This is a genomic window from Mycetocola reblochoni REB411 (assembly GCF_900163835.1).
Taxonomy (GTDB): domain Bacteria; phylum Actinomycetota; class Actinomycetes; order Actinomycetales; family Microbacteriaceae; genus Mycetocola_B; species Mycetocola_B reblochoni.
In genome coordinates this window covers 138,940-159,719 of the sequence record NZ_FUKR01000022.1, presented here as the reverse complement: position 1 = coordinate 159,719, position 20,780 = coordinate 138,940, and the positions used below count along the sequence as shown (strand labels likewise).

Below are 20,780 nucleotides of genomic sequence, written 5' to 3'. Positions count from 1 at the left end.
CGTCACACCTCGTACATGAAGTTGATGGAGAACGCATCGCCCGTGGCGGGGACGAACGGCGCTGTCGCGCCGACCATGGCTCCGTCCGCGGAGATGATGCGTGCTCGTGCGCCGTCGCCGGAGCTGAGACGGGAGATGCCGGTGTAGCGGCGCGAGGCCGAACCGTCCCAGAAATACGCCCCGCCGATCACCTGCTCCATGCCGGTGAACGCGCGCGGCGCGACCGGGAGGGAGATGAAGTAGGAGCCGGTGCCCGCGTTCACACCCGACGATCCGAGCGTCACGCGGGCGTAGCCGTAGACCACGTTCCCGTCGCGCTTGAACCGGCCCGAGCGCACCGCGCCCGCGCCGACGTTCGGGTTCGTGCTGCCGGCCGAGCTGGTCAGGGCCGGGGTGTAGTTCGCCCAGTTGCGCGTCTCCAGCGCAGACAGGCGGGCGAGGATCGCGCCGATAGTGGCGGAGGTCTGTTCCTGGCCGACGTTCAGCAGGTCGCTGAACGTGGCTTCGCGGTCGGTCTCCTCGTAGAGGAGGACGCCGTTTCCGTCGATGATCACGACTGGTCTCCGTTCGTGTGGTGGGCTTCTAAGGTCTCGATGCGGTGCAGCAGCTCGGGCAGGGCCGACAGTGCCAGCAGCGCGAGGCGCTCGTAGTGCACGCCGTCGGGCAGGCCGTCGTTGTCGTAGATCACAAAGTCGTCCAGGCCCGCGTCCTGGAGCTGTTCAGCGATGACTCCGTACTCGGTCGGCACCGTCTCGTCGTCGCCCTTGAATCGGTAGCTCACGACCTGGACGGCGAGGGCGCTCGCCAGGGTGAGGTCGGCGGGTGTGATGTCCTTCTTGCGGCGCTCGGTGGAGGAAGCGACGCCCAGCCACCCGTCGGTCGGGTCCACGTACACGGCGCGGCGCTTGGAGCCGATGCTGTGCCGGTGGAGCTTCTGCGCCTGGATGTTGTCCTTCGCGCGGAAGTTGCGGTTCGTGCCGATGCTCTCGGGGGCATACCCCCAGCGCAGGTCGGATGCCTTGTGCCGGTGGGCGGCGGGCTTGAACGATCCGGGCTTGTTCGTGATGCGCGACCAGCTATGAGTCCCGGTCAGCATGTGCTTGCCGATTGCGTCCATGACGCGGTTGATCGCGGACCAGCCGTCGCGGCGGTCCTCCGCGCCGGTCAGCGTCGGCAGACCGGCCTTTCGTGCGTCGTCTCCAGTTGCCATTATTCGGTCCCTCCAGGGTTGTAGTCGGCAGTCCAGGCGCTGCCGGTCGGTAGGTCATTCCAGCGCTGCCCGGCCGGTTCGAGCAGCCACGCGGCCGAGTGCAGCTTCGTGAGGTTGCGAGTCGTGATGACGGATCGGTCCGTGCCGAACTCCCACGCGACGGAGCGGACGTGGCCGACGTATTCAGGCAGGTCCGGGGCGGGGACTCGCACCGTTGTTCGGGGGAGCTGCGCGAGGTTGGCGACGGTCTCCAGGGTGATCCGCTGCGCCTTCATCCGGTCCAAGATGCCGCGGGCGGCACCCGACCCCGGCCAGGGGGTGTCGCGCTCGATGGTGAGTGTCTTCGTGCCGGTGCCGTTGGAGGCGGTGTCATAGGCCACCTTGTCGGTGTCTCCGGACGTCCACCGGTAGACCACGACCACGGCGTCGTAGTAGTCGTCGTCGCGGGCTACCTCGTCCTCGACCTGTACGAACTCGACAAGCTGGTTCGCACCGGGCCGGTAGAGGTCGTCCAGCGGGTCCAGGTGCCACAGCCCCTGGAAGTCCGCCCACAGGCGCATGTTCGCGGCCTCGACCAGCGGAGACACCCAGTCCCAGCCGGACATGCCCGGTTCCCACGTCGCGGCGTCGATGTCCTCGATAGCGGCGTCAGCGGTGCCCGGGGCCAGGGGCGCGCCGATCCGCTCCAGCACGAGGCGCACCGCGCCCCGAACCGACGTGGTGCCGGTCATCTCGGGGGAACTGTCCACGAGGCCGTAGTCCATGGCACGCGCCTCGTCACCGGCGAGCGTCAGCGTGACCTTGCCCTCCGCGGCCGACAGGTGCCGCGCGCGGAGGGTGAGCATGAACGACTGTCGGGCAGAGGGCCGGATACCTTCGTCGTTGTACGGTCGCGCTACCTCGGCCGTCAGACCGGCCACGGTCACGTCGTCGCCGTAGCGGGCGGTGAGACCGGCGAGGCGAACGTCGGACCACAGCGAGGACAGCAGCGACACCGGCACCGGGTCGCCGTAGCTCTGCACCGCGCGGACGTGGACGCGGATCAGCGCGTCCTCGGGGTCCAGGCGGGCATAGGTCGCCGGGTCGGGGCGGGGGATGACGACCTCCGCCTGGACGTAAGGTGCCCACGAGTCGTCCACGGTCACGCGGCCGTCGATCACCTGGAGCGGCAGGGTCTCGCCATCCGGGAATCGCGCTGCGGCCGCGTAGACGATGGAGGAGACAGTCACCGTGTCACCTCGTGAAACGGCACCTGGAGGGTCCACCGGTCGTTGTCGGGGTCTGTGAGGGCAACGGAGAGTTGCTGGTCAGGGGCGAGCACGTAGGTCAGCCCGTCGAGCGAGGGCCGCTCGGGGTACGCGACCACGAACCGCGACGGCTGAATGTGCATCTCCTCGGCGGCGCGCGCTGCCGCCTCCGTGGCATAGAACAATTGGAGCACGCCCTGACGGGGGCCGGTCCGGCGCAACGTGACATCGGGCGGCACGTCGCCGAGCAGGGTGTGTGCCAGGGTGCGGGTCTCGCGGGTGTACTCCAGCCCCATGACCAGGTCCGGGGCGCTCTGCCCGATCCCGGCGTAGGTGGTGGTGCGCTCGATGGACGGGCCGGAGTACGGGTAGGACTCCCACCCGAACGTGCGTACCCCCTCGGCCGTGGTGTCGCCGTCGAAGGCAAACAGGATCGGGGCGTCGTCCACGTTCCCGACCGTGGCGGGGGGCACGTAGTCCGGTTCCGGCTCGGTCTCCTCGTCCTCGGGCGGGGTCCAGTCGTCGTCGTCCGGGGCGGTCTCGGGGTCGATGCCGTCGAAGTCGCTCGGCAGGTCGTCGTCCGGGTTCGGGGCGGGTTCCGGCTCGGGTGCGTCATCGTCGGGCACCGCGCCGCGGTACTCCAGCAGGACCGGGGCGGTGAGCGTCAGGACCGCCCAGAATCCCCCGGCCAGCTCGACACGGAGTCGGCTCTGGCCGAGCAGCATCGGGTCGATGTCGCCCGTCGTGAACCTGAACTCGATGTCGTTTACCCCGGCGACGACAGGCACCGTCACGGGCGCGGAGAGGTTCACCGCGCCGCCGTTGGCGACAGCCCGGAGCGTGAGGTCGCCAGCGTAGGCCGAGTCAAACGTCATCCGGCCCGCGTACCGGGCGCTCGGATACCACGGGTCCACCGTGGCCGTGACAGCCGCCGCACCGTTCGGACCTTCCACGACCATGAGGGCGGCGGCGCTCGCCGGGGCGACGGTGGTGTCTCCCTCGGGGAACCACGCGGCGGGCACACCGCCAGGGCCAGTGCCCCGGCCGGAGGGGTCATGGATGAGGTTTCGGCGGGTGACGGCTGCGCCAGAGACGACGGGGTAGCCGGGAGCTGTGATCGTGGGCATTAGGGGAGGTACCTTCCTTGACGGTCGCGGACGCTGGCCGTGACGACCGCTGTTCGGGGCCGGTTGATGAAGTTGCTTAGGGCGGTCGTGGCGCTGTTGACTGCGGCCTGGACGTCGATGGTCGCCGTGCGCCGCGCTGCGGCCACCCGGTCGATGTCGCGGTCGGCGCTGGACGTGGACGCCCGCGCCCCGATGGTCGCTGTTCGCTTCTTGCCCGTCGTGTTCGAGAGGCTGCGGGACGCGGCGAGCACGTCGGCGCTGGTCTTGATCGTGGTGTTGCGGGGCTTCTTGGTCGTCGTGGAGATGCCGGATTCAGCGTCCTTCGTGTTCGCGTCCACGTCCACGGTGGTATTCAGTCCGGCCTTGTCCAGGGCGTCCTGGCCTCCCGTGAGTCCGGCCTGCACCTCGCCCACGAACTCATCCGACATGCCCGAATCGATGATGCTCTGGAGCATCGGGGCGAACTCCAGCCCCTGATCGAGGATCGCCTGTTGCTCCTCGACGGACAGGCCGAACTCCTCCGCCAGGGACGCCACGTTGTCAGCGAAACCGGACGTAGCCTCGCGTCGCTTGCGGATGCTCTCGATGTAGCCGGAGGGGTCCAGCGCCCCGGACTCGGCGTCCTGGAACTCGGCGTAGGAGCCGATAGCGTCATCGATGGGCGACTGGAGCGCGTCGAGCGCGTCGGCGCGTGCCTCGATGCTGGCCGCTGCGGCCTCGTCCGCGGCCTTCTGCGCTTCCGTGGCCTCACGGAGCGCGCGGGCATCCTCGATGCCCTGCGCGGTCACGTCGTGTTCCTTCTCGATCATGTCGATCAGGTCTTGCTTGGCGTTGATCGAGTCGTCCGTGTCGATAGCCACTTGGGCGTTCAGACGCCCGTACTCGTCGCGGCCGGGGGCGGCGGCTTCAAGCGCGGCCGTCTCGGCCTCGATTGACTCGGTGAGCTTGTCCACCATGGCGGCGGCGTCCTCGGGAGACCCGGCACCGGAGGCGAACGTGAACGCATCCTTCCAATCGACCCCGGCGTCGCGGGCGGCATCGCGCACGGCGTCGAGGTTCGTAATCGCGGTGTCCTGCCACAGCTCCCACCATTCGCGGGAGTCCTTGACCTCCAGCCCCCAGTCGCGCATCCTCGACGCCCAGTCGATCTGCGAGAGGTCACCGTCCACGTCCAGCAGCTCGGACGCCAGCTCCCCCGCCCGCTCGCGCGCCTCGTTGATCTGCTCGGCCAAGTCTTCCCCGGCCTTGACGCCGAGACCGATCCCGGCCGCGACGGCGACACCCGCGACCAGACCGGCCGGGCCGAACCCTGCGAACGCGGTAGCGGCCAGGTCGCGGAACACGTCGGTGATGCTCTCGGCCGTGCCGTCGAACGATGTAGCGGTCTCCTGCGCGATGGAGCGCGATTCGTCCTTGAACTCGCCCAGCGCCTCGCTGCCCTCGGTCGTGCCGCGCTTGACATCGCTGCCCAGCTCCGACCCGGCTTTCTTGGACGTGGCGCGGATCGTGTCACCGAGATCCTTATAGGCGGCGTCGAGCTTGTCGGTGTCGCCCTGCGCGTCCTTCATGGCGTCTTCCAGCCGGTCGGCGGCGCGGTCCCCCTCGCGGCCCAGGTCGTCCACGGCGTCGGCCGCGTCGTCCATGCTGGACTCGACCGTGCGCCCGGCTCGGCGGGCGCTGGCCTCGATGCTCGCGGCGCTGTCGCCGGACTTCTCCCACGCCTGCGAGAGGTCGCGGCCCGCGTCGTCGCCCGTGTCGGCCAGGTCGCGGAGGGTGTCGGAGGCATCGTCCAGCGGCTCAATGACGCCGTTTCGGATGCCCTTGATGAAGTCGCGCGTGTCGGACGCCACGCTGATGTTGATGCCCTTTGCCATGGTCCTATCTCTTCTCGAATGCTTCGTGGATGCCGCGGGCGATGGTCTGCACCCAGAGCGCGGCGATGCGGGGCACGGCCTCCGCTGCGGCGGGCCAGACGACGTAGCCCTCACGGTTCTTCGGCCGGAACTGCGCCGCGGTGCGGCGGGTCACGTCATAGCTGTTGCCGCGCTTGCTGCGGGCGGTGTAGGTGCGGCGGCGCTCGGGGTAGTTGCCGAACTCGACGGATGCGAACACCTCGGACGGCTTGACACCGCCTGACATCTTGCGGCCGACGCTCGCGGACGTGAGGGTGACGTTCTGATCCGACACCTTCACTCGAGCGGTGTCGCCCAGGACGCGGGACTCCATGCGCGACTGCACGTTCTCCGCGATGGACTGTTTCCAGATCGCGCCGACGACCTCCCGGGTCTGCGCGCGCAACGTCTTTTTCAGGTCACGGTCTAGGGCTTTCATCGCCAGGATGACGGCCTGTAGCTCCTTGACGCCGTAGACGCTGACGCGCAGACCCGACACGGCTACTCCCCCGCGGGCGGCGTCGTCGCGGGCACGGTGCCCCCGGTGGCCTTGTAGATCGGCCGGCCGACGACGCCGAGCGTGACCGTCGCGGTGCCGTAGGCGTCGATCGCTCCGCCGATCGCGCCGGGGGTGACGATCAGCACCGCGTCGAACGCGGGGCCGCCTGCCTCGGGCTGGAACTCCGCGGGGATGTGCTCGCCCTCGTGGTTGAGCAGGAACAGGGACAGGCTGTCCTCGGTCTCCCAGTCCTGCGCGAACGCGAGTTCGCACGTCCACGTCGCGGCGGTCACGTCGCTGAACATGGCCTCGGGGTGGGCACCCTTGAACGTCACGGTGGACGCCGACGGGGTGAGGGTGACCGAGCTGACGGCCTTCTGATACTGCGCGTCCAGGCCCAGCCGGAGCAGGTAGTTTTTGAACACGCGGGGCTTGACGTTGATGAGTGACACGGTTAGTTCTCCTTCGTGGTGGTGATGTTCACGGCGATGTCGTACGCCATGAACCGGTCTGCGAATGACACCTTCGTGGCGGTGTCCCAGCCGAGTCCGGCGTCATCGAGCGCGTGCGTCAGCTCGATCACGCCGTCGTCCAGTTGGTCCTCCGCGGCGGCGTTGTCCTCGTGCGGGCTGATGATGGTGACGACGAACTCGACCAGGTGCGCGCCGTCCGGCGCTGAGGGGTGCCGCGTGATCGTGGACTGCTTGAGCATGACCACGACCGACGACGGCCGGTCGATGGATCGTTCGTAGGGGACGATCCTCCATGTGGGCGGGAGCAGCGGCGTGAGCGCTGCGGCGAGCTGGTGGCGGGCGCTGGTCACGTCGCCTCCAGACGACGCACGACCAGCGCTTTGACCTGCCAGTCCAGCGGCGGCGTGCGGAACACGAACTCGCCGTCGCCGTAGCCGCTGGTGTCGGTGCCGTTGTTGGCGTTCCAGATGTTGCGGGTCTGGATCAGGTGGGCGAGACGGTACGACGCCGTGATGTCCTCGGGGTCGTCCAGCTCGACGCTGAATCGCTCGATCTGGTCACGCGCTGCGGCGACGTACAGCCCCAGCAGATCAGCGTTAGCCGGGGCGTCGGCCCAGTCGTCGCTGATCGTGCTGGGGGTGTACCACTTCATGACTACTGACCGCCTGCGGCCGGGCCGGTCACGAGCTGCACGCCGGAGGGGTACTCGTCGCGGAACCGGACGTAGCCGAACAGCGCTTCGTCAACCTTGCCGTTGGCGATTGCCTGCGCGTTGACGCGGATCGGGGAACCGCCCAGCTCGTCCACCGCGGCGGCTTCCTTCGCGCCCACGAGCGCCTGCCCGGCGGGGACGTTCTTGTGGCTGGTGATGGTGAACCCTGCGGCGGCACCCTCCTCCAGGCCCAGGGACATTTCCAGGTAGGCCAGCACGTCGTCCTTCTTGGTGAACAGGAGCTGCTCGTACAGGTCCGGCGCGAGGATCGCGTAGGACGGCGAGGCGTCGGCGTCGATGACGCGGAGCGCACCGCGCACGAGCATCCCGACAGCCGGGGCGACGTCGGTGGGCAGCGTGCCGACCGGAGCGCTGGTGGCCTTCGCCAGCAGCCGGGCGAGCGCCCAGTGGTCCGTGTTGCGGGCGTAGGAGTCCGTCGCGGCGGCGAGGAACGCCTGAATCACGGCGACCTCTCCAAAGTCGGTGTAGGCCCGGTCCAGACCCCAGCCTCCGGCGAACCGCTGGAAGTCCCAGGTGACCTCCTCGACGCCCGCCTCGTTCGACGGCACGGCGGCGTTGTTGCCGTCGTACTCGGTGACCTCGGGGGTGGCGGTGAAGCGCCAGCCCTTCGCGGTGATGCTGGTCAGCGGCTTACCGGAGAGCAGGGGGATGATGCGGCGGGCGAACTTGCGGCCCTTCCACAGCTCGCCCAGGTACTCGGGGACGCTGGTCACGGGGGCCAGTCCCTTTTCTCCGGTCAGCGGGACGTTCTTGAACGCGGCGAGCAGGGTCGAGTCCTGCGTGTTGTGCGCGCCCGCGACGGCGGACAGGAACGCGGTCAGGGACTCGTCGGCGGTCTTGGGCTTCGGGGTGCGCGGCTGCGCCAGTCGTGCGGTCAATGTGTTCTCCTCTTTCGGGGTCTCAGGCTCGGGTGTCTCGATCACGGTCGTCTCCGTGATCGTGGTCTTGTCGTCGGTCGTGGTCGTGGTGGTGGTCGTGGTGGCCTTGTGCTCGATGCCCTCCTCGTCGGTGTAGACGTTCACCGTCGTCTCCTCGGTGGTGTCCTCCTCGGCGTCGGCGTCGGCCGGGGTCTCGGTGACGATGGTCTCCTCGTCGTCCTCGACCGCTGCGGCCAGGAGCGTGGCGGACGGAAACGCGGGCTTCTCGACCAGAGCGGCAGCGAACAGTCGACCGGCGACGGCGCGGCCGTCCACGATCTGCACGCCCTTGACCTCGGCCGACAGGTGGAGGCGGCGACCGGCCGCGATGTCGGCCAGGGCGGTGTCGCCCTCCTCGGTCTCGGCGGCGCGGAAGGTCGCGGTGACGCCCTTAGAGCTGCGGCCCAGGGTGACGGCGTGACCGAACGCGGACTCGCGCTCGTGCTCGACGTTGATGCCGACCTGCGAGGGATCGGAGGGCAGCGTGAACGATCCGCTGTCGGCCTTGAACTTTCCCAGGTTCGAGGAGGCTTCCTCCCCGAACGGGATCAGCAGGCCGCTGATTGTTCGGTCGTCGGCGGACGCGGTGAGCGTTCCGCCCTTGATGGTCAGGTCGGTCATTAGTCCTCCGTAGGGGTTCCAGTGGTGGCGGTGTTGCGGTCGGTGAAGTCGAAGCGGATGCGGGTTCCGGGCGGGGTCACGTCGTCCAGGGACAGGCGCGCCTCGATGGGTTCGGTCCAGAACGACATGCGGTCGGTGAGCTGTTGCGTGACGGTCGTGTCGGTCTCGTAGCGGAGCGTGGACTGGTTCGTCGCGGCGTCCACGCCGGAGGCGGAGACGTTCAGGAACGCGGCGATGTCCAGGCGGACGCTGTTGCGCGCGGCCATCATGAGGTCGGGGTTTACCTCGCCCTCGAAGCGGAGCTTCATGACGGCGGGCACGAACGTCACCGCACCCTCGGGATTGCGGCGGGCTTTGGCGTAGTCCTGGACGTACTGTCGCGCGACCTTCGGGTCCACGGCACCGTCGCTGATCTCCTCGAAAATCGCGGTCGGGATCGGGTTACGTGCCTTCGCGCGCCAGGATCGTTCGATGTCCAGGCCGCCGCGGATGGTGTCGGCGGCGTCGACCAGCAGTCCGGCGAACGGGCCGGGGATCAGGATGACCTCGGCCGGGTTCGCGGCTTCGTCGTCCACGTAGATGGTGCTGTCGTCGGGTGAGGTGTGCCACCGCTCGAACGGGACGTGCAGCGCGGTCGTGATGCGCTCGCCTGCGCGGGCGACGGCCCAGAGCGACCAGCCGTAGAACATGAGGTCGTCCAGGGTGCGGGCCATGCGCTCGTAGGGGCTGATCGGCTCGGGCAGCCACGGGGCGTCGATGCTGGACAGCCAGGCGTCCTGTTCGGTGAGCGGCTGGTCGGTGGTGTCGTAGGCGACCAGGGGGCGACCGGCGAGGGTCTCCAGGATGCGGGCGCGGGGCGCGGCGACCGCGGGCAGGCGCATTGCCATACCGCGTGACACGGGGGCATCCTCGCCGCCGAACACGTCTTGCCAGACGAACGACGACAGCGCGTCACCCTCGGACCAGGGCGACACCATGCCGCCGCGGTTCGGGGCTACCTCGGCGCTGGAGCGCCGGAACAGATCACGAATACCCATGACCGTGAGTTCACCGCCCGCCTGTGTCACACTGCGCGGATTGAGCGCGGGCGCGGCGCGTCGTGTCGCGTGATGCGGAGCGGGACCGGATCACGCGGACGCCGGGGTGGCATGACTCCTCGTGCGCGGCGGCGCGGCGCTCGGCGGCGGCGCGGTCCCAGGCGAATGCGTGCCAGTGCGGGCACTGGTCGCACACGATGAGGGTGTAGCGGTCGGAGCGGTCGAACGTGATCATGCTGTAATCAGCCCTTCGTAGTCGTCCGCTTTCGCGCGGGCGTAGTGCTTGTCCCAGTTGGTGAGTGCTCGTGTCGCTGCGACCAGCGGCGACACGTCGCCCGCGCCGTCGCTCGACCACAGCCAGACACCCTGATCGCCGCGAACCTCGCGCTTGGTCGCGTGCGCTGCGGCGTCATCGAGTCCGGGCTGGTCGTAGTGGCGGAGGTTCCCGGCTTCCAGGTCACGCATGAACTGGACGCACCCGGAGGCCATGTCGCGGTAGCTGATGATGCGGACGCGGGGACGTGGCCGTAGCCGCTGCATCTCCAGCGCTGTGGCCTTGCCCTCCGCGATGTCGTCGTACGCGAGCGTGGAGCCGGTGTAGTTCGCGCTGAGGTCCGCGCCGAGCTTCGGCAGCCACGATGTGCCGAGCCGGTGCGCGACCAGCTCGACGTGCGCGACGCCTCGACTGTCGCGCCACGCGGCGCACACGGCGGAGGACTTGCCACCGGGGCGGGTGTCCCAGCCGAACGCGACTCGGGACGGGCGGCGCTTCTTGGTCTCGGTGCGGGCGGCGTCCCAGAGGTCGGAGCGGATCGCGGTCAGGCCGTAGCCCTCGGGCCAGAGCGACAGGTACTCCCTGGCCCACTGCGGGCGGGGCAGCTTGCGCCAGTTCTTCCGCATCTTGTCGATGGTCGTCAGCGTGCCGACGCCGGGGTGGACCTCGGCCAGGATCGCCATAGCGCGGTTCTCGTCCTCGATGTCATCCCAGGGCGTGAGCGGGTCGGCGGCGTAGTCGATGCCGCCGACATCGGGGTCGGTCTCGCGGAGCCGGTGCAGCTCCTCCCAGAACGGCCCGCGGCGCTCCTCGCCCGCGGTGCCGCTGATGACGATTGCCGATCCGGGCTTGGTGTCCTGGAGCGGCACGATACCGGCCATGAGGTCGGCCCCCTCGTCGGGGTCAATCTCCTGTGCTTCATCGATCCAGGACACGTCCGCGGCCTCGCCTCGGTAGGCGTCGGCGTCGGGCTTGAGCACGAGGAGCTGCGACCCGTTGTCGAAGTAGATACCCTTGCCGACCTCGCCGCGCATGATGCGGAACCCTCGACCACCGGTCGCGTGCTGTTCCTGCACGGGGTCGATGCCGAACAGGGCTGTGTGGCGTTCCGCTGCGCGCGAGCGGCGGGGCTTGCCCTGGAGCCACGGCGGCAGGTCCGCGTCATCGGGCGGGGTGATCGCGTCGAGCTTGTTCGCCCACTCGCGCAGACGACGCGACCCGGCCACGCCGTTCTGCGCGCTGAACGTGACCTGATACGCGGGGCGGCATTTCAGACGGCCCAGCAGCCAGCAGAAAATCGTGGTGGTCTTGGACGCGCGGCGGGGAATCTCGACGGCGTAGGAGTCGAACGACCGGTTCAGCGTGTCCGCCATTTTGAGCTGTTGCGGCTGGAGCGGGTGCCGGGGCGGGTGCATCGAGCGTAGGCGCTCCAGCTCGGCAGGGTCGTCCAGGTCCACCAGCTCCAGCCCGTACAGGCGTGCGCCCTCCAGGAACTCCAGGCGCTGCGCGTCGTCGTCGGCGTAGCCGGAGTGGTGGCGCGGCTCCGCGCCACGGTCCCGAATTCTGTTCCATAGGTAGAGAGAGAATTCGGGGCTGCCACCGCGTGAGAGTTCGGGGCTGTTCTCAAAAAACGGGGCCGTGTTCGGCTGAATCGCGGTCAACTTCGTCACCAATCGCGCAGGTTCTGGTCTCGGTTCGCCGCTGCCCGACGCGCACGGCTGCGGATCGTGCCGCCGCGCTTGCCACCAGCTCGCCGGTTGCAGCCACGGTGCGCGGGGCCGACGTTGCCCGCGACCGGCCGGCCCCCGCGCTCGGCGTCGATGATGTGCCCCACGTCCCAGAGCTGTTCGCGGTAGACGGGCTGTCCACAGTTCACACACGGCAGGGGTAGCAGCGGCTCGATACGGGCACGGTGGCGGGGGCTGTGGGTGCTCCACTTCTGCGCCCGGTGGTGTCGGCTCACCGCCGGTTCTGCCGATCGCGGATGCGCTGACCGATGGTGCGGGCGTCGAGGACGCACGCCCAGATCGTGAGGGCCACGCCACCGACCAGCAGCCACGACCACTCGGGGGTCATGCTGTGGCCTCCGCGACGCTCGTGCGCTCGACCAGCTCGTCCAGGGCTTGGCTCCAGGTCTCGTGGTAGCTGATGTGGTCGGCGGTCGCTGCGGCCCAGACGTAGTGCCGTTCCACGCCGTCGTAGAGGCGGGTAACGTAGGGCTTGAACAGCGGGAGGCCGGTGAGGCGGTCGAGCTGGTTCATGCGGTGGCTTCTTTCAGGTCGAGGGGCTGGGGCTGGTTGGCGAGCCATTCGGTGTAGCTGAGTAGGCGGGCGTTGCAGCGGAGGCAGTAGCGGCCGTTCGGGCGGTTCACTCTCAGGTGGCCGCGGGTCTGGCAGTCGGGGTGCTCGGGCATATCAACTCCGGGGATGGTGGTGGTTGAGGGAGTTTTGTCCCCCCCTAGCTCGTTGGAGAGCGGGAGGGGACGTAGAGCGCGAGCGCGGTTTCCGGTACACGGAGCCAGGCGTCGGTCGATCTATGTCACGGCGGGGCCGTCACGGTCGGGATATCGGCGCGGGGGTGTCTCTGTGGGGGTGAGCGCCCGGACATGCCTTTACCGCTCCCCCCGCGTCGGCGGGGCCACATCTTGTTTCGCGGTAGCGTCCCGCGTGTCTCGGTTCCGGTTGTGTCCGGCCGTGGTGTGCCCTGTGGCTGTTCAGTTGTTCCCGCGCCTCGTCAGGCGCGGAGCCGTGGTGGTGGGCGCGCAATGCTTTCGTGTGTGCGGATTTCTTGCATGAGTCCACAGCACCATCCACAGATGTGGATAGTTTGCATTGGACGCGGCGTGTCGCAATTTCTTGCACAGACGCCTAATCTGGCTTCATGACGATGGAACAGCCAAGAACGATCACGCTCGGCCTGCGCGTGCTACTGCGAGAGGCCCGGCTAGCTGCCGGGCTGGAGCAGGCGCAAATGGCGGAGATTATCGGCGTATCGCGCGGAACGATCTCAGGGTGGGAGCGCGGCAAGGCCGAGCCGACGCTGACCTATGCGCTCAGGTGGGCTGATGCCTGCGGCGTCACGATTGAATGGCTCGCCAGCGGCGTGAGGGCAAACGAAAACCCCCCGCTCTCGCGGGGGGCTTCAGGTGTTGTGCGCCCGGAGGGACTCGAACCCCCAACCTTCTGATCCGTAGTCAGATGCTCTATCCATTGAGCTACGGGCGCAGTTTCTGGACCGGCTTTTCAGCGGCCAGAGATGACATTACAGGAGCGGTGCGGGAGATGCCAATCCACCCCGGCGGGCGCGCCGCGCGGCCGACCAGACGCCAGGGCACCCTGCCAACGCGACATGCGGCGGCCGCGGCGCTCGGGCCGAGGGCTCAGTGATCACGCTTGGCGATGCCGTGGACCGAGCGCAGCAGTTCGTCGCTGCCGAGCTCGCCGGCGACGTAGCGGCGGCACAGGCGGTCCAGTTCGACGCCGCGGTTGAGGGGGCTGGGGATGTCGTTGTTGATCTTCATGCCTAAGAGAACGCATTCCGGCCGAAATATGACGCCGACCCTGCGTCCCCATTCCGGGGGACATGCCCGCGCTCAGGCCTCGACTCCCCGCTCCCCTTCCCCACCCTCGGCCGCCGGCGGGCAGTGCAGGCGGGTCCGGGCGCCGGAGCGGTCGATCTCGTGCCCATCCATCGGCGCGCGACAGATCGGGCAGATCGCGCCCGCCGTGTCGATGACGAGCGGCTTGTCGAACGGGCCGACGGGCGGCGGGCCGATGTAGCGGCGCAGGGTGACGTTCAGCCAGTTGACGAAGCCGATCTCTGCGATGCGGGGGCGGGGCGGGCGGGAGCCGGCATCGTCCTCGTCGGAATTAGTTAGGGCCATAACCATTAGCGTACCAACACGCGTCTAGACTGACGTCATGACCCAACGCGACGACCTCCTCCGGCTCGAGAACCAGCTCTGCTTCTCGGCCGTCCTCGCGTCCAGGGCGATCGTGTCCGCCTACCGGCCGCTGCTCGACCCGCTCGGGCTGACACACCCCCAGTACCTCGTCCTCCTCGCCCTCTGGGAGCGGGACCCACGGACCGTCACCGAGCTGGCCCGCGAGCTGCGCCTGGACAAGGCGACCCTGTCACCCCTGGTGAAGCGGCTCGAGGCGAGCGGCTACGTCACCCGACGGCGCAACAGCGACGACGAACGCGTCCTCGATGTGCGGCTCACCGGCGCCGGACGGGCTCTGCGCGACTCGGCGGCGGAGATCCCCGCCGCGATCATGGCGAGGCTCGGCATGGACGAGGGCCGCATCGGCCAGCTCCGCGACTCCTTCGATGCGCTGACGGCCGCCGCGATGGAGGAGACCGCTCCGACGGGGCAAACGGAGGAGTCAGGTCAGGCGCGAGACGGGACGGGGACGACCGGCACGGGCTAGTTCCAGGCGAGCGTCGAGCGGTGCCGCCAGTACTCCCCCGGAGACTCGGCCACGATGTCGAGCCGCGCGACCGCGTCGGCCCCCACCTCGAGGGCGCCGAGGTTCGACGCGAGCTGCGCCGGGGTGCTCGCACCGCTCAGCACGATCGTCGCCCACGGCTGCTCGAGCACCGCACGCAGAGCGAGGGCGTCCGGCGTGACACCGGCGGCGGCCGCGGCGTCGAGCAGGCCGGTCGCGTCTCCGCGGTCGGTCAGCCGCCCGTTCGCGAGCGCCTCCTTCACCATGACCCGCCACCCGGCGTCGGACGCCTCGGCCAGCGCGGGACCCGCCGAGGTCTCGAGCACGTTCCACGTCGACTGGACCACGCGGAACGGCGAGGAGGGCAGGTCGAGCGCTCGGCGCACGACCTCGGCCTGCCGAGGTCCCGAGGTCGACAACCCGACGCGCACGCCGCCATCGGCCAGGCGCTGCAGCGCCGCCAGCAGGCCGGCGTCGGCCAGCGCTGGGCTGTCGGGCGTCACGCTGTGGACCAGGTACTGGTCCGGCTCGCCGCCGAGCTCCGCGACCGTCATCGGCCACTGCTCGCGGAAAGCCGCGAGGGCGTGGTCCTTGCGCTCGTGAACCTCGGCGTCGACCCGCCACCCGCCGACGTAGCGGTACCCCCACTTGGAGGAGACGAGCAGCTGTTCCCTCCTGCCGGCGTGGGCGGCCAGCCACGAGCCGAGGAACCGCTCGGCAAGGCCGTAGGACCGCGCGGCGTCGACGGTCCGCACGCCGAGATCCCAGGCCCGGTCGAGCAGCTCGTGGCAGCGCCGCCTCAGCTGCTCGACCCCGAGGCCGGGCGACTGGTCGACGTCGTGCCCGAGGTTGATGTACGCCGGCCTGCCCGCGGCGGCCAGGCCGAGGCCGATCCGCCCGACGCCCTCCGGCGAGCTCACCACGTCGCGGGACGCTCGGAGGGGCGGTACGCGGCCGAGCCGAAACCGATGACGAGGTAGCCGATGATCGGCAACCAGAACAGCAGGAAGAAGCCGAAGACCGCGCCGAAGCCGAACACCCGCGCGAGATCGACGGCGACGATGATGGCGAGGACGATGTTGACCACCGGGATCATCATCAGCAGGAACCACCACCACGGACGCTGCACCGCGCGGAGGACGAAGAGGTAGCTGACCACCGGGATGAAGGCCACCCAGCCGGGCTGGCCCGCCTTGTCGAGGACCTTCCACAGGGCGACCGCCGCGAGCAGGTAGACCACGACCGACGCGATCACGTAGCCGGCGACCGCGCCGAGGCCGATCGTCGTCTCCATCTGGTAGTCGACGTCGCCCGCCGCGAGCACGCTCGTCACAACACCCATCACATTCCCCTCCGACCGCGGATAACCTGGGTCAAGCGTAGGCCAGCGCGAACCCCGCACGGCCGACGCTCCGCACATCGACCCCGGCGACCGCCGGCAACAGGGAAGGCACCCGTGACCGCGACCCCCTCCGGCAGCGACATCCGGCGCTGGCGTCGTCACCTCGCGGCCGAGCGCGCCGAGGCGAGCACCTACCGCGACCTCGCGGCGAGACGAAGCGGAGAGGAGCGGGCGATCCTGCTCGCCCTCGCGGACGCGGAGAAGCGTCACGAGCAGCACTGGCTCGACCTGCTCGGGCCCGCGGCCGAGCCCCGGCCGCGGCCCGATCTGCGCACGCGGGTGCTCGGCTTCTTCGCCCGGAGCTTCGGCGCGGTGTTCGTGCTCGCGCTCGTCCAGCGGGCGGAGGCGCGCTCGCCCTACGGCGCCGACGACGACGCGACCGACACGATGGTCGCCGACGAGAAGGTCCACGAGGAGGTCATCAGGGGGCTCGCCGCACGCGGACGCGCCCGCATGGCGGGGACCTTCCGCGCCGCCGTGTTCGGGGCCAACGACGGGCTCGTCTCCAACCTCGCGCTCGTCCTCGGGATGGCGGCGACCGGCGTCAGCACGAGCGTCGTCCTCGCCTCGGGGATCGCCGGGCTGCTGGCCGGCGCGCTCTCGATGGGCGCGGGCGAGTTCGTGTCCGTGCGCTCTCAGCGCGAGCTGCTCGCGGCGTCCAGTCCCGACCCGAGCACGCGCGCGGCACTCCCCGCGCTCGACGTCAACGCCAACGAGCTCGCCCTCGTGTACCGCGCGCGGGGCATGAGCCCCCAGGACGCGGAGGCGCACGCGGCCGAGGTCCTGCACGGGCGCGACTGCGTGCACGACGAGGCGGCGCTGGCCAACGCCCGGCCCGCGAACGCCGAGGACGAGAACGACCACGAGGAGATCGGCTCCGCGTGGGGTGCGGCACTGTCGAGCTTCTGCTTCTTCGCCTCCGGCGCGATCATCCCCGTCCTCCCCTACCTGCTCGGGATCACGGGCATCGCCGCCGTGCTGACCTCGGCCGGCCTGGTCGGCGTCGCCCTGCTGCTGACGGGTGCGACTGTCGGCGTGCTGTCGGGGGCGTCGCCGCTGCGCCGCGGGCTCCGCCAGCTCGGCATCGGCTGGGGCGCGGCCGCCGCCACGTACCTGCTCGGCCTGCTCTTCGGCACCTCCGTCGGCTGAGGCAGCACGGCACGGCTCGCGGGCACGCCCACGGCGTCCGTGCTCGGGGCCTGAGCCGGCTCGGGGTCGCCTCGTGCTCGGGGCCTGAGCCGGCTCGGGGTCGCCTCGTGCTCGGGGCCTGAGCCGGCTCGGGGTCGCCTCGTGCTCGGGGCCTGAGCCGGCTCGGGGTCGCCTCGTGCTCGGGGCCTGAGCCGGCTCGGGGTCGCCTCGTGCTCGGGGCCTGAGCCGGCTCGGGGTCGCCTCGCGCGGGGCCGGGACCGGGTGCGCAGCACAACGGCCCGCCCGCCCCGGCATGTTCCGCAATCGGAATCACCCCCCTTCGGGGGCGACGCGCCAACGCTCACCCCCCGGCTCACCCGCCGAATCACCCTGGTCAGACCACAGAACGAGGGCCGGAGGCCCCGGGAGCACTCCGCGACGCATGGTCAGGGCGGCATGCGAGCCGGGCGTAGCATCGAGGTTTGTTCCCCCAAAACCCCCGAAAAGTAAGGCGTTCCCCCGTGCGCGTACACACCCGAAGTGTGCCCGCGAGCGCCAGGAGCACGATGGTCGGCGCGCTCGCGTCCGTCCTCGCCCTGGCCCTCGTCGTCATCGGCATCGCAGGTGCCACCCCCTCCCTCGCCGCGACCCCCGGCGTCACCGTCACCGGATCCCTCGTCGACGACGCCGTCGTCAACGAGGGCTCGACGCAGACCCTCAAGCTGCAGTACTCCAACAGCGGCAGCGACAGGGTCGAACCCGGCTCGACGGTCGACATCGTCCTCAGCGACAACGTGTCGATCGACCCGGCGACCCTCGAGGTGACGAACGAGGGCATCGCCTCGATCGAGCAGATCGGCAACACGCTGCGGGTCACCTTCGCCAACCCGATGCCGACCACGACCCAGGGCGTCGTCGAGCTGCGGTACACGGTCAACACGGTCGAGAAGAGCTCCAAGGAGCCGATCAGCTGGTCGGTCGGCGGTGAGACGACCTCGGTCGACGTGACCATCAAGAACGACGGCGACGAGATCGCCAACGTCTCAGACGGCTCAGGGAAGCAGACGCGGAACGGCTGGCTCGGCAATTTCGTCAGCGTCGCGGACGGCGTCGTCACCGTCGCCGACTCCCTCATCGGCTCGCCGATCGGCTACGAGCTCCACCTCGACTCGAAGAATGCGCGCAGCGACTACCCGATCAGCGACACCCTCCCCGAGGGGCTGAGCTACGTCGCCGACTCCCTGTCGGCCGAGATCACCACCTGGGATGCCGACGGGCTCAACAAGTCCACTCAGCCGTTCGACGTCGACGCCGACCTCAGCGGCTCGTCCTTCGCCACGACCGTGAACGTCGACGGCCCCTCCCGCCTGGTCCTGCGCTACTCGGCCACGGTGGCCGACGAGGCCGCACGCCAGGCGCTCCAGGACCGGCTGCAGGCCGAGTACGACACGCTCGGCGAGGACGGCGGACGCTTCGGGCTTGACCTGGTCAACACCGCCGACTTCGGCGGAGAGTCGAAGACGGCGACCGTCTGGATCGGCGGCGACGTCGCGGGTCCGAGCAAGCCGAACCTCGGCGGCGCCTTCGGCAAGTCCGCCAGCTGGGGCCAGCGCACCGTCACCGCGGCGGAGGACGGCACGCTCGACCCCGCGGTGCCGATCAGCTACACCCTGACCGCGACGCTGTCCGACTGGGACGGCTCGAACGCCTACCGCACCCTCGACCGCAACGTCGTCATCAGCGACGAGCTCGTGCCCCAGCTGCGCTGGGCGGACGGCGAGCGCGTGACGGTGAGTCCCGCCGGAGCACTGACCCCGGTCGAGTTCGACGGCACCGCGGATGAGTTCGCGGCCGACGAGTTCGTCGGCCACTACGCGATCGTCGGCTCGCACTTCCTGGCGAACCTCGGCACCGACTCGGCGACGAGCGTGTCCATCACCCTCAACGCCGAGGCCACGAGCATCACGGGCCTGTCCACCGGCTGGACCAACGTCTCGGACGCGACCGGGTACGTGCTGCCCAACAGCGCCACCTTCAGCTACGACGACGACGCGAACCCCGAGCGCCGCAGCGCCGACGCCACCCTCGTCGACGGAGACTTCTCCAACGGCGTGCACGACGACAGCAAGTTCTCCAAGAAGGCCCCCGCCGGCCTGACCGCGAGCCCCGGGGAGGCCCTGAGCATCCCCTACACCTTCACGATCGACGCCTCCGAGGTCGACCTGACCTCGAGCACGATCGTCGACCACGTCGACCCGGCGGTCTTCGACCTGAGCGACGCGGCCATCGCGACCGCGGCGAAGGGCGCCACGGGCCTCTACGCCTGGTGGAAGCCGCTCGACTCCGGGGACCTCGACGTCGCGCTGACCGACGACGGCGCGATCACCGTCGCGCTGAGCGAGGCGGGCGTTGCGACGATCGCCCCGGCGATCTCCGGTCGCCTGCAGATCACCCTCCCGCTGACGACGAAGCCGATCGTCGGCAAGCAGACGCTGAGCGTCAGCAACTCGGCCACGCTGATCGGCTCCGATGAGAAGGCGCTGTACTGGTCGGAGACGAGCACGAGCGCGACCTCCTTCGGTGACGAGGCGGAGACGCGCAAGTCCATCAGGGACAGCGGAGACCACAGCTGGAAGCAGTCGCTGCGCGCCGAGTTCGACCCGGCGAGCGGTGAGCTCGTGCAGGACGTCTACGTCTACGACCTCGCCTTCATCCCGCACGGCAAGTACAAGGATGTGCGGATCATCCCGACGCTGGACACGATGCCCGCGGGCGTCGAGTTCCTCGGCTTCGTCGGCGCAGATGACGTCGACACCGCCGAGCGTCCGACGACGGACACCGTCAAGCTGGACGGGAACCTTCAGGCCAGCTACGACGCCGACTCGACCACGGTCACGGTCGAGAACCGGCCGGGGACACTGCTGAACACGACCGACCCCGTCCACGTCTACGTGGCGGTGCGGATCGTCGACTACACGGCTGACACCCCGATCGTGAACACCTTCGGGAACTCGCAGGCGACCCTCGTGCCGTCGAACGACTTCCCCCTGACGATCCGCAAGGTGGACGCCGACGACACGGAGACGGTCATCTCCGACCCTGAAGCGCGGTTCCAGATCCAGCGCGGTGACGGCACCGTCGTCGTCGACGACGTGTTCGTGGAGGACGGTTTCCTCCGGGTCACCGGCCCCGACGGCTCCCCCGTCGGAGTGACCGTGACCGAGCCCGGCAGCTACGAGGTCGTCGAGAAGCGCGCGCCCGCCGGCTATGCGCTCTCCGACGAGCGGGTTCGCGTGACGGTCGGCGAGGACGGACGCTCGGACGTGGCGACGTTCCTCAACACCCGCTCGGATGAGCCGACGCCGACCGAGACCCCCGTCACGCCCGAGCCGACGCCGACCGAGACCCCGGTCACGCCTGAGCCGACGCCGACCGACACCCCCGTCACGCCCGAGCCGACGACTCCCGCCACGGACGAGCCGACCGCGGGTCCGAGCGGCGAGCCGTCCGAACCGGCCTCGACGACCTCGACGGCACCCGTTCCCGATCAGCCGGCCCCGTCCACCTCCGCCGACGCGGACGGTTCGGACGACCTCGCACGCACCGGCGCATCGGGCACGGGCATCATCGCCCTCGCCGGAGCGCTCCTGCTCGCCGCAGCCGCCCTGTTCGGCCTGCGCGCCCGCCGCAGGAGCTGATGACCGCACCGGCGTGACACGCGGACGGGGGAGGCAGCGGGCGACCGCCACCTCCCCCGTCCGTCTGCGTGCTT

22 protein-coding genes and 1 tRNA gene are annotated in these 20,780 nt (G+C 69.8%); 4 read left to right on the top strand and 19 right to left on the bottom strand.

Features of this window, described 5'->3' with window-relative positions; all coding sequences use genetic code 11:
* Nucleotides 1-2: 2 nt before the first annotated feature.
* The 14 genes from FM119_RS04000 to FM119_RS03930 form a co-directional block, all read right to left on the bottom strand.
* Nucleotides 3-554, bottom strand: a complete 552-nt coding sequence (locus FM119_RS04000) for a hypothetical protein (protein ID WP_087136389.1) — start codon at nt 552-554, stop codon at nt 3-5.
* Nucleotides 551-1,210, bottom strand: a complete 660-nt coding sequence (locus FM119_RS03995) for a tail fiber domain-containing protein (RefSeq protein ID WP_087136388.1) — start codon at nt 1,208-1,210, stop codon at nt 551-553. The genes FM119_RS04000 and FM119_RS03995 overlap by 4 nt, the downstream gene beginning before the upstream one ends.
* Entirely contained in the window at nt 1,210-2,439 is a 1,230-nt protein-coding gene (locus tag FM119_RS03990) for a hypothetical protein (RefSeq protein WP_087136387.1), read from the bottom strand. Before FM119_RS03990 ends, FM119_RS03995 begins: the two co-directional genes overlap by 1 nt.
* On the bottom strand, nt 2,436-3,584 hold the full coding sequence (locus FM119_RS03985; protein WP_087136386.1) for a hypothetical protein: 1,149 nt from the start codon (nt 3,582-3,584) through the stop codon (nt 2,436-2,438). The genes FM119_RS03990 and FM119_RS03985 overlap by 4 nt, the downstream gene beginning before the upstream one ends.
* Nucleotides 3,584-5,458, bottom strand: coding sequence for a hypothetical protein (locus tag FM119_RS03980; protein WP_087136385.1), 1,875 nt, complete (start codon nt 5,456-5,458; stop codon nt 3,584-3,586). Before FM119_RS03980 ends, FM119_RS03985 begins: the two co-directional genes overlap by 1 nt.
* Before the next feature lie 4 nt (nt 5,459-5,462).
* A complete protein-coding gene (locus FM119_RS03975) occupies nt 5,463-5,975 on the bottom strand; it encodes a hypothetical protein (RefSeq protein ID WP_087136384.1) in 513 nt (170 codons plus the stop codon).
* Nucleotides 5,976-5,977: 2 nt separating this feature from the next.
* Complete coding sequence (locus tag FM119_RS03970) at nt 5,978-6,427, bottom strand: hypothetical protein (RefSeq protein ID WP_087136383.1); 450 nt, start codon at nt 6,425-6,427, stop codon at nt 5,978-5,980.
* A 2-nt stretch (nt 6,428-6,429) separates the two neighbouring features.
* The gene (locus FM119_RS03965; RefSeq protein WP_087136382.1) at nt 6,430-6,798 is read right to left on the bottom strand and encodes a hypothetical protein; all 369 of its coding nucleotides are present in this window, start codon (nt 6,796-6,798) and stop codon (nt 6,430-6,432) included.
* Nucleotides 6,795-7,100, bottom strand: a complete 306-nt coding sequence (locus FM119_RS03960) for a hypothetical protein (RefSeq protein ID WP_087136381.1) — start codon at nt 7,098-7,100, stop codon at nt 6,795-6,797. The genes FM119_RS03965 and FM119_RS03960 overlap by 4 nt, the downstream gene beginning before the upstream one ends.
* Before the next feature lie 2 nt (nt 7,101-7,102).
* Entirely contained in the window at nt 7,103-8,719 is a 1,617-nt protein-coding gene (locus tag FM119_RS03955; protein ID WP_087136380.1) for a hypothetical protein, read from the bottom strand.
* Complete coding sequence (locus tag FM119_RS03950) at nt 8,719-9,756, bottom strand: hypothetical protein (protein ID WP_143822616.1); 1,038 nt, start codon at nt 9,754-9,756, stop codon at nt 8,719-8,721. Before FM119_RS03950 ends, FM119_RS03955 begins: the two co-directional genes overlap by 1 nt.
* Nucleotides 9,757-9,987: 231 nt before the next feature.
* Nucleotides 9,988-11,700, bottom strand: a complete 1,713-nt coding sequence (locus tag FM119_RS13840) for a hypothetical protein (RefSeq protein WP_087136377.1) — start codon at nt 11,698-11,700, stop codon at nt 9,988-9,990.
* The gene (locus FM119_RS14370) at nt 11,697-11,906 is read right to left on the bottom strand and encodes an HNH endonuclease (protein ID WP_087136376.1); all 210 of its coding nucleotides are present in this window, start codon (nt 11,904-11,906) and stop codon (nt 11,697-11,699) included. The genes FM119_RS13840 and FM119_RS14370 overlap by 4 nt, the downstream gene beginning before the upstream one ends.
* A gap of 196 nt (nt 11,907-12,102) precedes the next feature.
* Complete coding sequence (locus FM119_RS03930; RefSeq protein ID WP_087136375.1) at nt 12,103-12,291, bottom strand: hypothetical protein; 189 nt, start codon at nt 12,289-12,291, stop codon at nt 12,103-12,105.
* A 619-nt stretch (nt 12,292-12,910) separates the two neighbouring features.
* Here FM119_RS03930 and FM119_RS03925 point away from each other — a divergent pair.
* Complete coding sequence (locus FM119_RS03925; RefSeq protein ID WP_087136477.1) at nt 12,911-13,216, top strand: helix-turn-helix transcriptional regulator; 306 nt, start codon at nt 12,911-12,913, stop codon at nt 13,214-13,216.
* Here FM119_RS03925 and FM119_RS03920 read toward each other — a convergent pair.
* From FM119_RS03920 to FM119_RS03915, 3 genes are all read right to left on the bottom strand, one after another.
* Nucleotides 13,182-13,254, bottom strand: a tRNA-Arg gene (locus FM119_RS03920). The genes FM119_RS03925 and FM119_RS03920 overlap by 35 nt on opposite strands.
* Before the next feature lie 155 nt (nt 13,255-13,409).
* Nucleotides 13,410-13,550: a hypothetical protein gene (locus FM119_RS13835; protein ID WP_179205188.1), complete on the bottom strand. Its 141-nt coding sequence runs from the start codon at nt 13,548-13,550 to the stop codon at nt 13,410-13,412.
* A gap of 72 nt (nt 13,551-13,622) precedes the next feature.
* Nucleotides 13,623-13,913, bottom strand: a complete 291-nt coding sequence (locus FM119_RS03915; protein ID WP_087136374.1) for a hypothetical protein — start codon at nt 13,911-13,913, stop codon at nt 13,623-13,625.
* 37 nt (nt 13,914-13,950) lie between these two features.
* On the opposite strand from FM119_RS03915, the gene FM119_RS03910 reads away from it, so the two are divergent.
* On the top strand, nt 13,951-14,460 hold the full coding sequence (locus FM119_RS03910) for a MarR family winged helix-turn-helix transcriptional regulator (RefSeq protein ID WP_087136373.1): 510 nt from the start codon (nt 13,951-13,953) through the stop codon (nt 14,458-14,460).
* On the opposite strand, the gene FM119_RS03905 is transcribed toward FM119_RS03910, so the two are convergent.
* Together FM119_RS03905 and FM119_RS03900 are read right to left on the bottom strand one after the other, a co-directional pair.
* Nucleotides 14,457-15,401: an aldo/keto reductase gene (locus tag FM119_RS03905; protein ID WP_087136372.1), complete on the bottom strand. Its 945-nt coding sequence runs from the start codon at nt 15,399-15,401 to the stop codon at nt 14,457-14,459. The genes FM119_RS03910 and FM119_RS03905 overlap by 4 nt on opposite strands.
* Nucleotides 15,395-15,820, bottom strand: a complete 426-nt coding sequence (locus tag FM119_RS03900; protein WP_218778718.1) for a DUF5684 domain-containing protein — start codon at nt 15,818-15,820, stop codon at nt 15,395-15,397. Before FM119_RS03900 ends, FM119_RS03905 begins: the two co-directional genes overlap by 7 nt.
* 114 nt (nt 15,821-15,934) lie before the next feature.
* On the opposite strand from FM119_RS03900, the gene FM119_RS03895 reads away from it, so the two are divergent.
* Nucleotides 15,935-17,029: a VIT1/CCC1 transporter family protein gene (locus tag FM119_RS03895; protein ID WP_087136371.1), complete on the top strand. Its 1,095-nt coding sequence runs from the start codon at nt 15,935-15,937 to the stop codon at nt 17,027-17,029.
* Nucleotides 17,030-17,529: 500 nt separating this feature from the next.
* Nucleotides 17,530-20,706 (top strand): prealbumin-like fold domain-containing protein, encoded by a 3,177-nt coding sequence (locus FM119_RS03890; RefSeq protein ID WP_143822615.1) that lies wholly within the window; start codon nt 17,530-17,532, stop codon nt 20,704-20,706.
* Nucleotides 20,707-20,780: the final 74 nt, after the last annotated feature.

Excerpts from the sequence above, each read along its gene's own strand:
- FM119_RS03995 (WP_087136388.1), bottom strand. The coding sequence starts at position 1,210 with ATGGCAACTGGAGACGACGCACGAAAGGCCGGTCTGCCGACGCTGACC.
- FM119_RS03900 (WP_218778718.1), bottom strand. The coding sequence starts at position 15,820 with ATGGGTGTTGTGACGAGCGTGCTCGCGGCGGGCGACGTCGACTACCAG.
- FM119_RS03960 (WP_087136381.1), bottom strand. The coding sequence starts at position 7,100 with ATGAAGTGGTACACCCCCAGCACGATCAGCGACGACTGGGCCGACGCC.
- FM119_RS03955 (WP_087136380.1), bottom strand. The coding sequence starts at position 8,719 with ATGACCGACCTGACCATCAAGGGCGGAACGCTCACCGCGTCCGCCGAC.
- FM119_RS03930 (WP_087136375.1), bottom strand. The coding sequence starts at position 12,291 with ATGAACCAGCTCGACCGCCTCACCGGCCTCCCGCTGTTCAAGCCCTAC.
- FM119_RS03915 (WP_087136374.1), bottom strand. The coding sequence starts at position 13,913 with ATGGCCCTAACTAATTCCGACGAGGACGATGCCGGCTCCCGCCCGCCC.
- FM119_RS03950 (WP_143822616.1), bottom strand. The coding sequence starts at position 9,756 with ATGGGTATTCGTGATCTGTTCCGGCGCTCCAGCGCCGAGGTAGCCCCG.
- FM119_RS03985 (WP_087136386.1), bottom strand. The coding sequence starts at position 3,584 with ATGCCCACGATCACAGCTCCCGGCTACCCCGTCGTCTCTGGCGCAGCC.
- FM119_RS03925 (WP_087136477.1), top strand. The coding sequence starts at position 12,911 with ATGACGATGGAACAGCCAAGAACGATCACGCTCGGCCTGCGCGTGCTA.
- FM119_RS13835 (WP_179205188.1), bottom strand. The coding sequence starts at position 13,550 with ATGAAGATCAACAACGACATCCCCAGCCCCCTCAACCGCGGCGTCGAA.
- FM119_RS03910 (WP_087136373.1), top strand. The coding sequence starts at position 13,951 with ATGACCCAACGCGACGACCTCCTCCGGCTCGAGAACCAGCTCTGCTTC.
- FM119_RS03980 (WP_087136385.1), bottom strand. The coding sequence starts at position 5,458 with ATGGCAAAGGGCATCAACATCAGCGTGGCGTCCGACACGCGCGACTTC.